This is a genomic window from Flexivirga sp. G2 (assembly GCF_055397625.1).
Window position 1 is genome coordinate 1296351 of sequence record NZ_AP039675.1, and the last position, 13959, is coordinate 1310309.

Consider the following 13959-nt stretch of genomic DNA (forward strand, 5'->3'; position numbering starts at 1 on the left):
AGCTAGCGCGTCGGACCCGGTCCGACGCGCAACCTCCCGTTACCCCGGGAGGTTTTTTCGTGTCCGGGCCACCCACACCCGACGCGAGCGAAGGACCGGCCCGACGCGGCCACTCCGAAGGGCACTGCACAGTCACCCCAACGAACTTCTCCCCGCTGCGCTCCTCCGATACTTCGCGAGGACCCGACCGACCAGCCTCGAAAGGCTCACGCCATGAGCGAGTTCCACGTCAGCGATTTCCACGTTTACGACACGACCCTGCGGGACGGCGCGCAGCAAGAGGGTCTGAACCTGTCCGTGACGGACAAACTGGCGATCGCGGGCTACCTGGACGAACTCGGCGTGGGATTCATCGAGGGCGGCTGGCCCGGCGCGAACCCCAAGGACACCGAGTTCTTCGAGCGCGCTCGCACCGAGCTGCACCTGCAGCACGCCACACTCGCGGCGTTCGGCTCCACGCGCAGGGCGAACGCGGTCGCCGCGGACGACCCGCAGGTCCGCGCACTGCTCGATGCGCAGACCGAAGTGGTGACGCTGGTCGCGAAGTCGCACTCGCGGCACGTCACCGAAGCCCTGCACACCACGCTCGAAGAGAATCTCGCGATGATCGAGGACACGGTGAGTTTCCTGACGCGAGAAGGGCGTTCGGTCTTCCTGGACGCTGAGCATTTCTTCGACGGTTATCGCTCGGACCCGGCATACGCCCTGGAGGTCGTGCACACGGCTGCCGCGGCGGGCGCCGAGGTGATCGCGTTGTGCGACACCAACGGCGGCATGTTGCCCCCGCAGGTGACCGACGTCGTCGGCGAGGTCCTCACCCGCACACAGGCACGGCTCGGTATCCACTGCCACAACGACACCGGCTGTGCGGTCGCCAACTCGCTGGCTGCGGTGGAGGCCGGGGCGATGCACGTGCAGGGCACGATCAACGGGTATGGCGAGCGGACCGGCAACGCCGACCTGGTGACCGTCGTGAGCAACCTGCAGCTCAAGTTGGGTCGACCGGTCGTGGCACCGGAGCGCCTGAGCCGCGCGCTGCACCTGAGCCACGCGATCAGCGAGGTCACCAATGTCGTTCCCTACGGTCGCCAGCCGTATGTCGGGGCGAGTGCGTTCGCGCACAAGGCCGGCCTGCACGCATCGGCGCTGAAGGTGGACCCGGACCTCTATCAGCACACCGACCCCGCCCTGGTCGGCAACTCGATGCGCACCCTCGTGTCCGACATGGCCGGCCGCGCCAGCATCGAGTTGAAGGCCAAGGAACTCGGCTACGACCTCACCCACGACCCGGACCTCGCCGCGCGCACCGTGAAGCGGGTCAAGGACCTGGAGCAGGAGGGGTGGACATTCGATGCGGCCGACGCGACGTTCGAGTTGCTGTTGCGAGAGGAGGTCACGGGGGAGACCTTGCAGTACTTCGACACCGAGACCTGGCGGGTCATCGTGGACTCCGCTTCCGACCGTGACCCGTCGCTGTCGGAGGCGACGGTCAAGCTGTCAGCGGCCGGCCGGCGCGTGGTCGCCACCGGCGAGGGAAACGGTCCGGTCAACGCCCTGGACCATGCGCTGCGCGAGGCGCTCGCGGACGCCTACCCGGAGCTCGCGGCGTTCGAGCTGATCGACTTCCGGGTGCGCATCCTGGACGCCTCGCACGGGACGGATGCCACGACGCGCGTGCTCATCGAGACCAGCGACGAGAACGGCAGTTGGCAGACGATCGGTGTCGCCCCGAACATCGTGCACGCCAGCTGGGTCGCGCTCGTTGACTCGTTCACCTACGGGCTGCTCAAGCGGGGCGTGCAGCCGAGGACGTGAGGATCTGGTCGCACACGGCAATCAGCCGCGCACGAAGCTCCTGCCCGCGAACCGCGAATTCCTTTTGTCGGCGGACGTATTCGGCTTTGCCCTCCGATGTTTCGATGCGCACGGGCTGATAGCCCAGCTCGGACAGGTCGTATGGCGAAGCCTCCATGTCGAGCACCCGCACGTCGCGGGCAAGCTCGAAGCAGTCGAGCACCAGGTCGCTCGGGACCGCCGGTGACAGCTTGTAGGCCCACTTGTAGAGGTCCATCCCGGCGTGCAGGCAGCCCGGCTGTTCCATCGCGACCTGCTGCTCGCGGGTGGGCTGCATCGTGTTGCGTGGTCGGGCCTCGTCGGTGAAGAACCGGAACGCGTCGTAGTGCGAACACCGCACCGTATGGCGCTCCACCACCTCGTCGGTGCCGGCGTTGCCCAGTCGCAGCGGCCAGTCCTCGTGCCGGACGTCGCCGCTGCGGTAGACCATGGCCCACTCGTGCAGGCCGAAACAGCCGAGCGTCGGGGGCCGGTCCGACGTCGCCGCGAGCAACGAGCGGATGAAACGGGCTGTCGTTCCTCGCTTTTCGAGGAACGACTCGACATCCACCTCCGCCGCGCCATCGACCGACCGGTAGAACGGCCGGCCGACGTGCTCGGCGGCGTCCTCGAGGAGTACGCCGATGCCGGGATGCCAGCGGCGCAGCAGTGCCGGGCGGTGTGAGTAATAGGTGAAGAGGAAGTCCTCGACCGGATGCTTCGCGCCACCCTTGCGGCGCTGCCGATGGGACGCGGTCAGGGTGTCGACCCGGCGCTCGTGCGCTGCGGCGAGCGGCGCCCAGACGGCATACGGCAAACGGGTGGACATCGGCCAGAGTCTACTTTCGCGAAGTCGTGTGGGCTGCGTCACTTCCGTCGTTAGAGTGAGTTCGCTCAGCTTCAGGACGTCAGAAGGAGCGCACTCATGCGCCGTCAGCTCTCCGTTGTCGCAGCCGCTGCGATCGCCGCCGCCACGGTGTCGCTCCCGATGACCGCCGCGCACGCGACGGCACCGAAGTCCGCGGTGCAGGCGGCCGCGAGCACCGGCCCTCAGTGGTACCTCGCGCTCGGCGACTCACTCGCCGCCGGCTACCAGCCGGACAAGGGCGACAACAAGACCGGCGGTTACGTCGGTGGTGCCCTGCAGATGCTGAAGCTGCAGAACCCGAATGTCACGCTCACCAACCTCGGCTGCTCGGGGGAGGACACCAAGACGTTCACCAACGGCACGAAGTGCGACGGCGGTGACCCGGCGAAGAGCCAGCTGGCCCGCGCGGTCAGCTTCCTGAAGGCGCACGCCAAGACGCAGGGCGTGGTCACGTTCGACCTCGGGGCCAACGACATCGACGGCTGCGTGCCCGGCGGCGCCATCGACTTCGCCTGCCTCACCAAGGGACTCGCCGACGTCAAGACCAACCTGCCGACGATCCTGCAGCAGCTGCACGCGGCGGCGCCGAACGCCAAGATCATCGTGCTCAACTACTACAACCCGTTCCTCGCCGAATACCTGCTCGGTGCGAAGGGCCAGGCGATCGCCAAGGCGTCGGAGACGCTCGCAACGGCCTTCAACGGTGAGATCGCCGACGCCGCGAAGACGATCAATGCACCGGTCGTGGACATCGCCAAGGCGTTCCTGAGCAATGCGGACACCCCGATGGTCACGACGTCGTACGGCTCGCTGCCCACGAACGTCGCGCGCATCTGCACCTGGACGTGGATGTGCAGCAAGCAGAACATCCACCCCAACGACGCCGGCTACACCCTGATGTGGTGGACCCTGGCGCCATATCTCAAGCCCTGAGCGATACCCGAACGACACGATCGACTGTGCCGTCGGAGTCGGGGTCCCCGCGAAGTATTCGGGGGAGCGCAGCGGAGGAGAAACTTCGTGGGGTGACTTATAGGGTGGCGGGGTGCGCATCGCGAGATACACCACTGGTGAGGACCCCACATTCGGACTGGTCGACGGAGCCGGCGAGAAGATCGCAGAGATCTCCGGTGACCCGCTCTACACCAAGATCCAGCTGACCGGCGTCACGACGACGGTCGACGAGGTGCGGCTGTTGTCGCCGGTGATCCCGCGGTCCAAGGTGATCGGCATCGGCCGCAACTACGCCGAGCACGCCGCCGAGATGGGCAATGACGTGCCGCAGCAGCCGCTGATGTTCCTGATTCCCAACACCGCCGTCGCCGGCCCGGGCGACCCGGTCGTGATGCCCCCGCAGTCCGAACGCGTCGACTACGAGGGCGAACTCGCGGTCGTCATCGGCCGCATGTGCAAGGACATCGAGCCGGACGAGGCGCGGTCGGTGATCTTCGGCTACACCTGCGCCAACGACGTCACGGCGCGTGATCTGCAGAAGTCGGACGGCCAGTGGTCCCGTGCCAAGGGCTTCGACACGTTCTGCCCGCTCGGGCCCTGGATCGAGACCGACCTGGACCCGACCGAACAGCACGTGGTCACCCGGCTCGACGGCGAGACGGTGCAGGACGGATCGACTGTCGACATGATCTTCGACGTCGCGACGCTGGTGTCCCACGCGTCGAAGGCGTTCACGCTGCTGCCCGGCGACGTCATCCTCACCGGCACTCCCGAGGGCGTCGGACCGGTGCAGCCCGGCCAGCGGGTCGCCGTCGAGATCGGTGACATCGGCGTGCTCGAGAACCCGTTCGTCAGGCACGGCAACGACGACTGAATCACCCGCGCAGATGTGACCAGTTCGACGCGCATACAGGTCGTAGCAAGGTCCGGGACACTTTAGGCTGGAAAGCGTGTCCGATACGCCGATTCGTTCCTCATCGTCGGCCAGACCTGTCCTCGAAGGGGCGTCCTCCGGCCGCGATGCACCGATCGGAATCTTCGACAGCGGGTATGGCGGTCTGACCGTCGCCCGCGCGGTGCTGGACCAATTGCCGCACGAGTCCATCGCCTACCTCGGTGACACGGCACGCGCCCCCTACGGTCCGCGCCCGATAGGCGAGGTGCGGGCGCTCGCCCTGGAGTGCCTGGACCGGCTCGTGGATCACGGCGTCAAGGCGCTGGTCATCGCGTGCAACACCGCCTCCGCCGCCGTGCTGCACGACGCGCGTGAGCGGTATGACGTCCCGCTCGTCGAGGTCATCCGACCGGCTGTGCGACGCGCCGTACGCGCTACGACCAACGGTCGCGTCGGTGTCATCTCGACCAAGGGCACGCACCAGTCCCGCGCCTATCCGGATGCGTTCGCGGCCGCGCCCGACCTGCACGTGATGAGCGTCCCGTGCCCCCGGTTCGTGGAGTTCGTCGAGGCCGGCGCGACCGGTGGCCCGGAGCTGCTGGAGTGTGCCCGCACCTACCTCGAACCGTTGAAGCAGGACGACGTCGACACACTCGTGCTCGGCTGCACGCACTACCCGTTGCTCACCGGTGTCATCTCCTACGTGATGGGCGACGGTGTCACCCTGGTGTCGTCCGCGGAGGAGACCGCCAAGGACCTCTACCGCGTGCTGGCCGACGCGGAGTTGCTGCGTGCCGACGGTGACACGATGCCCGGACACTCGTTCACCACGACTGGTGACCCGGACGAATTCCGAAGGCTCGCAAAGCGATTCCTGGGTCTGGGGCCGGAATTCGATCACGTTTTCTCCGGGAACATCCGGCATGGACGTGACGCACGACCAAGCCTCGGCGTGCAGGAGAGGGAAGTCTCGTGAAGCTGACCATCGTGGGCTGTTCCGGCTCATTCGCGGGACCCGAGTCGCCCGCCTCGTCATACCTGGTGCAGGCCGAGCACGAAGGTCGCACCTGGAACCTCGTGCTCGACCTGGGCAACGGCGCACTCGGCAGTCTCCAGCGGTTCATCGACCCACTCGACGTCGACGCCATCGTGCTGTCGCACCTGCACCCGGACCACTGCGCCGACCTGTCCGGCCTGCACGTCGTCCTGCGCTACCACCCGGTCAAGCCGCAGTCGGTTACCGTGCCGGTCTGGGGACCGCCCGGCACAGCACGGCGCATCGCCCGTGCGGCCGGTGTCACCGACGACGAGGCGAACGACCCGTCGCAGTTGGAGCCGGAGTTCGACTTCCGCGAGCTCGCCGACGAGGCATCGTTCACCGTCGGGCCGTTCACGATCACGGCCTACCGCGTCAACCACCCGGTGGAGGCGTTCGGGCTGCGGGTCGAGGCGGCGGGCAAGGTCCTCGCCTACACCGGCGACACCGACAGCACACCGGCGCTCACCCCGTTGCTCACCGGTGCCGATCTGGCGCTCGCCGACTCGGCGTTCTGCGACGAGCGGGACGACGCCGAGGGCATCCACCTGTCCGGCCGACGCGCGGCCGATGCCGCGGTGGCGGCCGGGGGAGTGCAGCGGCTGATGCTCACCCACATCCCGGCGTGGAACGACCGAGACGTGTGCCGCAAACAGGCCGCCGAGGTGTGGCCCGGGGACGTCGAGCTCGCCGAGCCGTTCGCGTCATACGACGTCTGAGGCGTATGCCGCGATGACCGCGGCCTCCGCGCGGAGCTTCTGCGCCCACTCCGGCGCGGTCTCGGCGCATTCGATCGCCGCGGACTCGCGCTCGTCGACCTCCTGCTGCAACACGTCGCGCACGTCGGCGTCGGTCAGCTCGCGCCGGGCGGTCTCGGTGGCACCGACCCCGACAGCTGCCGCCTCGATGGCGCCGGCACGCGCGGTAGTCGGGACCGCCTCGGCGTTGTCGATCGCGCCCAACGCGGACCGCAGCGCGCGCACCTTCGGCATGTCCCGATCGCGCATCGCCGGTGTCAGGTCACGGCGCATGCGATCACGGATCGTCGCTGTGTGATTCATCGGGTCAACTTAACGACCGCCACCACGATCGCGACAACGATTATCGTCAGCAGGACGGCGAAGGCGATCTTGACCTTGCTCCACGGCCGACGGCCCTGCACCTCGCCGGTCACGCCGTTGATGAAGACCTGGAAGGGTCTGCCCTCGAAGGTCACCGTCATCAGCCAGACCGGCAGCAGCAACTGGGCGAAGGTGAGGGTGTTGTAGGAGGTGCGGACCTGGTCGATGCGCTGTTCGTCGCCGCCGATGTCACGGTGGATGGTGGACCGGATCTGCTGGTCCATCTGCCCACGGGCGCCACGCTCGAAACGCTGTGCGGCGTCCTCGTCATACGTGCGGCTCAGGTGGCCCGCGACGTACTGCGGCGAGTAGGGCTGCGCGGCCGGGATCGGCCACGGCTCGAGTTCGACGACCTTCTGGTGATCCAGGCCGGTGTTGGCCGGCTCGAGGACGTCCTGGAACGTGTTGCCCACCCGACCGGACGTCGGCCACCACCGGGTGCGGGTCTCGGTATGCCGATTGTCGCCGTCGCCGACCACCACGGTGTAGTGATCGCCGCGTTGCCCGGTGTAATCGGTGACCGTCTGTGCGTCATACGTGAAGTAGCTCAGGTAGATGCTGGTGAACGAGCCGAGCTCGCGGTAGGTCTTGAACTCCCGCGGTGCGAACCAGCGGCTGTTGATCCACTCGATGATCCTGGCGTGTGCCGCGTCCTGGTCGACCCGGAAGGGCAGCACACCGTCGATCGGCAGACGTTCCGGCGCCTGTTGCAGGTCGTTGCGCTGGATCGGTGTCGCGCAGTACGGACACTTGGTGGCGGTGAGTGTGCCTTCGAAAGACGTTCTGCCACCACAGTTCTGGCAGACGACCTCACGCGTGAGGGACTGCGCGCCACCGTGCTCGCTCGCCGCGATGCGCTGGGCGAGCCGGTGCATCGACTGCTGCAGGTCGCGTTTGGCGACGGTGCCCTGTGGTGCCGTCAGCGGCTGGTGGTGCCCGCACGCCGGGCACGCCAGCTGATCGTGGCCCGGGTCGTAGACGAGGTTCGCCCCACACTGCGGGCAGGGGTAGGTGCGGGTCTGCTCGCTGACCTGGAGTTGGGCCGGGTCCGGCAGGGCGCCCGGGTCCGGCAGCCGTGCCGGCTGCGGCAACGGCGGTGGGGTCGGAAGAGGTGGCGGTTGTTGTTCGTCGGTCATGGGTATGACGTCACTCGGCCGGCGGGACCGGCGGAGCGGGCGGGGCCGACGGAGTGGCCGGCGGTGCGGCGTTCGGCAGCGGAGGCGGCGTCGGCGCGAACAGCGCGGACAGCTCCGGGACCACCGAGGCCGGTGACCACTGCGGCATACCGGCGGCCCAGACCAGCGAATCGGGCGTGAGCCGGCCGGAGGTGCGCAGTTGGTCGAGGGTGAACGGACCCTGCTGCTGACCGTCGACCGCGACATAGAAGGTCCTGCCGCCGGGCATCGGTGGTGGGCCGCCGGCGGGTTGGCCGCCCAGCGAGCCGGCGGCCTGACCGGCCATCTGCGCACCCATCGCGGCACCCATGCCGGCGGCCATCATGTCGCCCATCGTGCCGCCGACGGGGTTGCCCGCCGCGGTGACCATCGCCTCGGCGGCCATCGCCTGCTGGTAGCGCTGCATGTCGCCGACGTTGTTCGCCCAGCCGGACGCCTCGACACCCTTGGCGACACCGCGCGTCATGGCGCTGGTGATCTCGTCGGGCAGCGAGATGTTCATCGTGATCGAGTCGATGCCCAGGCCGTACTCGTCGTCCACCCGCTCGGCGACGAACTGCCGCAGCTTGTCCGAGAGTTCCACCTGCTTGCCCTGCAGGTCGATGACGCCGAGCTTGGTCTCCATGACCAGGTCGGAGAACGCGAGGGTGATGACGCGGCGCAACAGCTCACCGATCTCGTCGATCTGCACGCTGCTGTCGGTGCCGATGACCTCGCGCAGGAAGATCGCCGGGTCGACGACGCGGACGACGCAGAGGCCGTTGGCGCGCAACTGCACCATCTTGAAGTCGGGGTCGCGGACGGTCACGGGATTGGCTGTGCCCCAACGGAAGTCGGTCACCGGCCGAGTGTTGATGAAGTAGACCTCGCTGCGGAACGGGCTGTTGAAGCCGTGCTGCCAGCCCTGCAGCGTCGCCATGATCGGCAGGTTCTCGGTGGTGAGTTCGTACATGCCCGGGCCGAAGCGGTCGGCCAGTTTGCCGGTGTGCACGAAGACCGCTTCCTGGCCCTCGCGGACGATCAGCTTCGCGCCGTTCTTGATCTCGTTGTTGTAGCGCGGGAAGCGCCACGCCAGCGCCGAGTGGGAGTCGTCGATCCACTCGATGATGTCGACGAGTTCGCCCCTGAGCTTGTCCATGAGTCCCATTCGCCCAGCTTAGGTATGGCGGGCATCGAGCGCAGCGAGGGCGCCGGGATCCGTCGCCGCCGGAGCCTCCGTGCGCTGCAGATCCCGGCTACTGCGCCAGGCCAGCGGTGCCAGGGCACAACAGGCGAGGACGGCGGCGCAGCCGAGCAACACCGGTTTGATCCCGAAGCCGGCGGCGAGCGGCCCGGCCAGGGCATTCCCCAGCGGCATGCCGACGAACGATACGAGGGAGTCCCACGAGCTGACGCGCGCCAGTAGGTGGTGCGGCACGCCGTCCTGGACTGCGGTCTCCCACATCACGCTGAAGAACATCAGCCCGGCATACCCGATGAGGCCGGTGACGATGACGGTATCCAGCCGCCCCGGCCAGACGTACCCGGCCGCCCAGAGCGGCATCAATGCACAGGTGAGCCAGCCGATCCGCAACGGGTGCTTCGGGCTGGCCCGGAAGGCGATCGCGCTGCCGATCAGACCGCCCGCCCCCTCGGCAGCTGCGATGAAACCGAAGGCGTGCGGTCCGCCGAGATCGCGAAGCGCGATGACCTGCACGAGAACCAGCAGTACGCCGTTCGCGACGTGGTAGACGCCCGCGGCCATCACGCCGACGAACAACCAGTCCCGCTCGCGCATCGCTCGCCAGCCGGCCCGCAGATCGGCGCCGAAGCCATTGCCGCTGTCAGCTCGTATGACGGTCGAACGGACGCGCCATACAGTTGCGCATGACACGAGGAACGTCGCCGCATTGATGTAGAAACCCGTTGGTGCACCTGCGAATCCGACGATCACACCGGCCAATGCCGGTCCGGCGATCGCGCTCGCGCCCTGCAGCACGCTCAACACGGCGTTCGCCCTTTGCCTATCGGCGGTCGGCACGAGGGTCGGCTTCAGTGACTGCATGGCCGGTTGGAAGAACGCGGCAGCCGCACCGGACACTGCGATGAACGGCACGAGTGTGGCGAATGACGCATGGCCGGTCGCGAAGGCCAGGCCGATGCCGACGGCGAGGGCCGCGCGCACCATGTCGGACCAGATCATCACGGTGCGCGGGGCCAGGCGGTCGCTCCACACGCCGCCGGCGAGCGAGAATACGGTGCGGCTGACCATGAGAACGGCCATCAGGGCACCGAGCTCGGCGACTGAGCCACCGTGCAACAGGATGCCGACGGACAGCGCGATCGGCTGGAAGGCGCTGCCGAACCACGACAGGCCCTGCCCCGTCGCGACCAGCCGGAAGTCGATGGGCAGCTGATGGCCCCTGCGTCGCGATGTCACGGATCGACAATAATTTGGCAACGAACAGTTAGTCAACAAACAATTTGCTGGCGTACTAATCTGGTGGAATGACCAAGGACCAGGATTCGGTGGACCTGCACGTCGCCCGATGGGCGGCGTTATGGGACGGCAACCCGGCGTTCGACGGCGAGGTGGAAGGTGCCATCAGCCGCCTGCAGTTCATCCTGCGAGTCCGCAACCGGCGGGATGCGGCTGCCTTCCTCGGTGAGGAGGACTTCACCCGAGAAGACTTCAACACGCTCCACGCACTGATGGTGCAGCCGCATCCGACCGAGGCGACACCCACTCAACTCGCCGAGGCGGTTGGTGTGACGAAGGCGTCGATGACCGGCCGGCTGGACCGGCTGGAGGGCGCCGCCCTGATCACCCGCGAGACGGACAACACCAATCGGCGGCGAGTGCTGGTCCGCCCGACCCGTGCCGGGCGAGACTCCTGGGACAAGTACGTCCACGAGGGCATGCGCCGGGAACAGGAAGTCCTGGGCGCCCTGACGGACAAAGAGCTCGTGCAACTGAACGCGTTGCTGCGCAAGGTTGTTCGCGAGCTCGAATAACACGCCACGCCATACCGGGCGGTCCGCGCGTTGTCCGCATCGAGCGCCTCCTACCCTTGCAGGCATGACTGATGACGTGACCCGACACGACGGCCGTGCCACCGACCAACTGCGCGAGGTGCGCATCACCCGCAACTGGCTGGACCACGCCGAGGGCAGTGTGCTGGTGGAGTTCGGCAAGACCCGGGTCCTGGTGGCCGCGTCGTTCACCCCGGGCGTCCCGCGCTGGCTGGCCGGGCAGCGCACCGGCTGGGTGACGGCGGAGTACGAGATGCTGCCGCGCTCGACCAACACGCGCTCCAGCCGGGAGTCCCGCAAGGGCAAGGTCGGCGGCCGCACGCACGAGATCTCCCGGCTGATCGGCCGTTCGCTGCGCGCGGTCATCGACACCAAGGCGCTCGGCGAGAACACCATCGTGCTCGACTGTGACGTGCTGCAGGCCGACGGCGGCACCCGGACGGCGTCCATCACCGGCGCGTATGTCGCCCTCGTCGACGCCATCGCCGATGCGCGCGCTCGCGGCCTCATCGCGGCCAAGGCACAGCCGCTGACCGGCTCGATCGCGGCGATCAGCGTCGGCATCGTGGACGGCACCCCGGTGCTCGACCTGGACTATCCGGAGGACTCCACGGCCGAGACCGACATGAACGTCGTGATGACCGGAGCCGGTGGTTTCGTCGAGATTCAGGGCACCGCCGAGGGCAAGCCGTTCGACCGCGCCGAACTGGACTCGTTGCTCGCCCTCGCGGAGAAGGGGATCACCGACCTCACCGCGCTGCAGCAGGCTGCCCTCGACGCCCCTGCGCGGGAGCGCGCCTGACATGGCCGGTGGAGACCGCCAGCTGGTTCTTGCCACCCGCAACGAGGGGAAGCTGCGCGAGTTCCGGCAGCTCGTCGCCGAGGTGCCGGAACTCACCGGCATCGAGGTCGTCTCCGTCGGGTCGTTCCCCGGGCTGGAGGACGTCGTCGAGACCGGAGTGACCTTCCTGGAGAACTCCTCGCTCAAAGCGCACGAGGTCGCTCAGGCCACGGGCTTGCCTGCAATCGCTGATGATTCGGGTCTCGCAGTCGACATCCTCGGTGGCTGCCCGGGTGTGTTCTCGGCCCGCTGGGCCGGCACCCACGGAGCCGACCAGGCGAACATCGACCTGTTGTTGGCGCAGACCGGCGACGTTCCGGCCGAACGACTCACCGCGCATTTCGTCTGCTGCGTGGTGCTCGCACTGCCCGACGGCACGCAGCGCTCGCGGGTCGGGCAGTTGCACGGCGTGATCAGTCGGGATCAGCGGGGCGACAACGGGTTCGGCTACGACCCGATCTTCGAGCTGCCCGACGGGCGATCACTCGCCGAGCTCGGTGCCGAGGAGAAGAACGCCATCTCGCACCGCGGCAACGCGCTGCGTGCACTGCGGCAGGACATTACGGAGTTGTTAGGACAGTAAGGGCGTTCAGTCTGCGGTGGGACGATGAGGACGTGCTCAACGATCACGTCGACCCTCCCGTCGACACGCCGCAGGACGCGCCCTCGGAGCCGGCCGAGAGCCGGCGGCCGGCCACCGGATGGCTCGCGGCCGCCGGCGGGTTGGCTGCCGGCGTGGTCACGATCGGCTGCGCGGAATTCCTGGCGGGAGTGTTCCTCCGGGAGGGCTGGAGCGACGGCACACCGTCCCCTGTCCTCGCCGTCGGTGGCGCCTTCATCGACAGGACGCCGCCCTGGCTGAAGACGTTCGCGGTCGACAACTTCGGCACGAACGACAAGCACGTGTTGCTCGGTGGCATCGCGGTCGTGCTGGTGCTGCTCAGCCTGCTGATCGGCTGGCTGATGCGACGGTTCTTCACTGCCGCGCTGGTTCTCTTCGTGTTGCTCATCGCGGTCGCGGCCGCGGCGGTCACCTCTCGTCCGCACGCCGGCGCGGTGGATCTCGGCCCGCTGGTGATCGGCGCGGTCGCGGGGCTGGTCACCCTGCACCTCTGGCGGGACCACGTGGTCCTCGCCGAGACCGATGGTGCAGGCTTCGCGACCACCCGTCGGTCGATCCTCATCGGCGGGGGAGCCGCCGTCGGCGCGGCACTGCTCGGCGTGCTGGGACGCGCGTGGAGCGAGAGTGCCCGTGCGGTGCAGGCGGCGCGGAACGCGTTCGTCCTGCCACACGTGGCCCGGCCCGTCACGGTGCCGGACGGCGCATCGGTCGGTGTGCCGGGGGTGACGCCATACATCTCGTCGAACGGTGACTTCTACCGGATCGACACCGCACTCGTCGTTCCGCAGGTCGACCCCGCGTCGTGGCGGCTGCGGGTGACCGGGATGGTCGACCACGAGATCGAAATTGACTGGGACACCTTGCTTTCCAAGAAGATGCAAGAGGCGATGATCACGCTGATGTGCGTCTCGAACGAGGTCGGCGGGCACCTCAACGGCAACGCGATCTGGACCGGCTGGCCCGTTCGCGAGCTGCTCGCGCAGGCGGGTGTGCAGTCCGGGGCCGACATGGTGCTGTCCCGCAGTGTCGACGGCTTCACGGCCGGCACGCCACTGAGCGCGATGACCGACGACCGGAACGCCCTCATCGCCGTCGCGATGAACGGTGAGGCGCTGCCGGCCGAACACGGCTTCCCGGTGCGCCTGGTGGTGCCCGGCCTCTACGGCTACGTGTCGGCAACCAAATGGCTGACCGAGCTGAAACTGACGACCTACGAGAAGGACGCCGGCTACTGGACGCCGCGTGGCTGGTCGCCGATGGGCCCGGTCAAGACCGCGTCGCGCATCGACGTGCCGCGCAGTGGCGCCAAGGTCGACGCGGGGATGGTCGCGGTCGCCGGTGTCGCCTGGCGGCAGCACGTGGGGATCGCCAAGGTGCAGGTCCGGGTGGACAACGGCGCGTGGCACGACGCTCAACTCGGTGCCGGGGCCAACGACGACGTATGGCGCCAATGGGTTTTCGAGTGGGACGCGAAGCCCGGCCACCACAGCCTCACCGTCCGAGCCGTGGACAAGAAGGGTCAGGTGCAGGTCGCCGCGTCGGCGCCGCCCGCGCCGAACGGATCGACCGGATATCACTCGATATCGGTGACGGTCCGGTGAG

The 13959-nt window shown here is 68.1% G+C and carries 14 protein-coding genes; 9 read left to right on the forward strand and 5 right to left on the reverse strand.

Annotated features, from left to right (window positions below; all coding sequences use genetic code 11):
* The first annotated feature begins 213 nt into the window (after window positions 1-213).
* Window positions 214-1815, forward strand: a complete 1602-nt coding sequence (gene cimA, locus ACZ50J_RS06320) for a citramalate synthase (RefSeq protein ID WP_464300421.1) — start codon at window positions 214-216, stop codon at window positions 1813-1815.
* On the opposite strand, the gene ACZ50J_RS06325 is transcribed toward cimA, so the two are convergent.
* A complete protein-coding gene (locus ACZ50J_RS06325) occupies window positions 1787-2662 on the reverse strand; it encodes a 3-methyladenine DNA glycosylase (RefSeq protein ID WP_464300422.1) in 876 nt (291 codons plus the stop codon). The genes cimA and ACZ50J_RS06325 overlap by 29 nt on opposite strands.
* A gap of 96 nt (window positions 2663-2758) precedes the next feature.
* Here ACZ50J_RS06325 and ACZ50J_RS06330 point away from each other — a divergent pair, with 96 nt between their 5' ends.
* From ACZ50J_RS06330 to ACZ50J_RS06345, 4 genes are all read left to right on the forward strand, one after another.
* On the forward strand, window positions 2759-3634 hold the full coding sequence (locus tag ACZ50J_RS06330; RefSeq protein WP_464300423.1) for an SGNH/GDSL hydrolase family protein: 876 nt from the start codon (window positions 2759-2761) through the stop codon (window positions 3632-3634).
* A 112-nt stretch (window positions 3635-3746) separates the two neighbouring features.
* Window positions 3747-4529: a fumarylacetoacetate hydrolase family protein gene (locus ACZ50J_RS06335; protein WP_464300424.1), complete on the forward strand. Its 783-nt coding sequence runs from the start codon at window positions 3747-3749 to the stop codon at window positions 4527-4529.
* Between the two features lie 91 nt (window positions 4530-4620).
* Window positions 4621-5526, forward strand: a complete 906-nt coding sequence (gene murI, locus ACZ50J_RS06340) for a glutamate racemase (protein WP_464301322.1) — start codon at window positions 4621-4623, stop codon at window positions 5524-5526.
* Window positions 5523-6305: an MBL fold metallo-hydrolase gene (locus ACZ50J_RS06345; protein WP_464300425.1), complete on the forward strand. Its 783-nt coding sequence runs from the start codon at window positions 5523-5525 to the stop codon at window positions 6303-6305. Before murI ends, ACZ50J_RS06345 begins: the two co-directional genes overlap by 4 nt.
* On the opposite strand, the gene ACZ50J_RS06350 is transcribed toward ACZ50J_RS06345, so the two are convergent.
* From ACZ50J_RS06350 to ACZ50J_RS06365, 4 genes are read right to left on the reverse strand one after another with little or no spacing between them, the layout of a single operon-like run.
* Window positions 6291-6647, reverse strand: coding sequence for a GatB/YqeY domain-containing protein (locus ACZ50J_RS06350; protein WP_464300426.1), 357 nt, complete (start codon window positions 6645-6647; stop codon window positions 6291-6293). The genes ACZ50J_RS06345 and ACZ50J_RS06350 overlap by 15 nt on opposite strands.
* Window positions 6644-7843 carry a TFIIB-type zinc ribbon-containing protein gene (locus ACZ50J_RS06355; protein ID WP_464300427.1) on the reverse strand — a complete coding sequence of 400 codons (1200 nt, stop codon included), beginning with the start codon at window positions 7841-7843 and terminating at the stop codon, window positions 6644-6646. Before ACZ50J_RS06355 ends, ACZ50J_RS06350 begins: the two co-directional genes overlap by 4 nt.
* 10 nt (window positions 7844-7853) lie before the next feature.
* Entirely contained in the window at window positions 7854-9029 is a 1176-nt protein-coding gene (locus ACZ50J_RS06360) for an SPFH domain-containing protein (RefSeq protein ID WP_464300428.1), read from the reverse strand.
* A 9-nt stretch (window positions 9030-9038) separates the two neighbouring features.
* Window positions 9039-10301 carry an MFS transporter gene (locus ACZ50J_RS06365; protein WP_464300429.1) on the reverse strand — a complete coding sequence of 421 codons (1263 nt, stop codon included), beginning with the start codon at window positions 10299-10301 and terminating at the stop codon, window positions 9039-9041.
* A 68-nt stretch (window positions 10302-10369) separates the two neighbouring features.
* Here ACZ50J_RS06365 and ACZ50J_RS06370 point away from each other — a divergent pair, with 68 nt between their 5' ends.
* The 4 genes from ACZ50J_RS06370 to ACZ50J_RS06385 all read left to right on the forward strand — a co-directional run bounded on the left by ACZ50J_RS06370 (window position 10370) and on the right by ACZ50J_RS06385 (window position 13958).
* Window positions 10370-10876: a MarR family winged helix-turn-helix transcriptional regulator gene (locus tag ACZ50J_RS06370; protein ID WP_464300430.1), complete on the forward strand. Its 507-nt coding sequence runs from the start codon at window positions 10370-10372 to the stop codon at window positions 10874-10876.
* A gap of 64 nt (window positions 10877-10940) precedes the next feature.
* Complete coding sequence (gene rph, locus ACZ50J_RS06375; RefSeq protein ID WP_464300431.1) at window positions 10941-11696, forward strand: ribonuclease PH; 756 nt, start codon at window positions 10941-10943, stop codon at window positions 11694-11696.
* A 1-nt stretch (window position 11697) separates the two neighbouring features.
* Complete coding sequence (gene rdgB, locus ACZ50J_RS06380; protein ID WP_464300432.1) at window positions 11698-12318, forward strand: RdgB/HAM1 family non-canonical purine NTP pyrophosphatase; 621 nt, start codon at window positions 11698-11700, stop codon at window positions 12316-12318.
* Window positions 12319-12350: 32 nt separating this feature from the next.
* Entirely contained in the window at window positions 12351-13958 is a 1608-nt protein-coding gene (locus ACZ50J_RS06385; RefSeq protein WP_464300433.1) for a molybdopterin-dependent oxidoreductase, read from the forward strand.
* The last annotated feature ends 1 nt before the right edge of the window (window position 13959 follow it).

What these genes read in the sequence shown, in the direction of transcription:
- cimA (WP_464300421.1), top strand. Translation starts at nt 214, where the DNA reads ATGAGCGAGTTCCACGTCAGCGATTTCCACGTTTACGACACGACCCTG.
- ACZ50J_RS06325 (WP_464300422.1), bottom strand. Translation starts at nt 2,662, where the DNA reads ATGTCCACCCGTTTGCCGTATGCCGTCTGGGCGCCGCTCGCCGCAGCG.
- ACZ50J_RS06330 (WP_464300423.1), top strand. Translation starts at nt 2,759, where the DNA reads ATGCGCCGTCAGCTCTCCGTTGTCGCAGCCGCTGCGATCGCCGCCGCC.
- ACZ50J_RS06350 (WP_464300426.1), bottom strand. Translation starts at nt 6,647, where the DNA reads ATGAATCACACAGCGACGATCCGTGATCGCATGCGCCGTGACCTGACA.
- ACZ50J_RS06355 (WP_464300427.1), bottom strand. Translation starts at nt 7,843, where the DNA reads ATGACCGACGAACAACAACCGCCACCTCTTCCGACCCCACCGCCGTTG.
- ACZ50J_RS06360 (WP_464300428.1), bottom strand. Translation starts at nt 9,029, where the DNA reads ATGGGACTCATGGACAAGCTCAGGGGCGAACTCGTCGACATCATCGAG.
- ACZ50J_RS06370 (WP_464300430.1), top strand. Translation starts at nt 10,370, where the DNA reads ATGACCAAGGACCAGGATTCGGTGGACCTGCACGTCGCCCGATGGGCG.
- rph (WP_464300431.1), top strand. Translation starts at nt 10,941, where the DNA reads ATGACTGATGACGTGACCCGACACGACGGCCGTGCCACCGACCAACTG.
- rdgB (WP_464300432.1), top strand. Translation starts at nt 11,698, where the DNA reads ATGGCCGGTGGAGACCGCCAGCTGGTTCTTGCCACCCGCAACGAGGGG.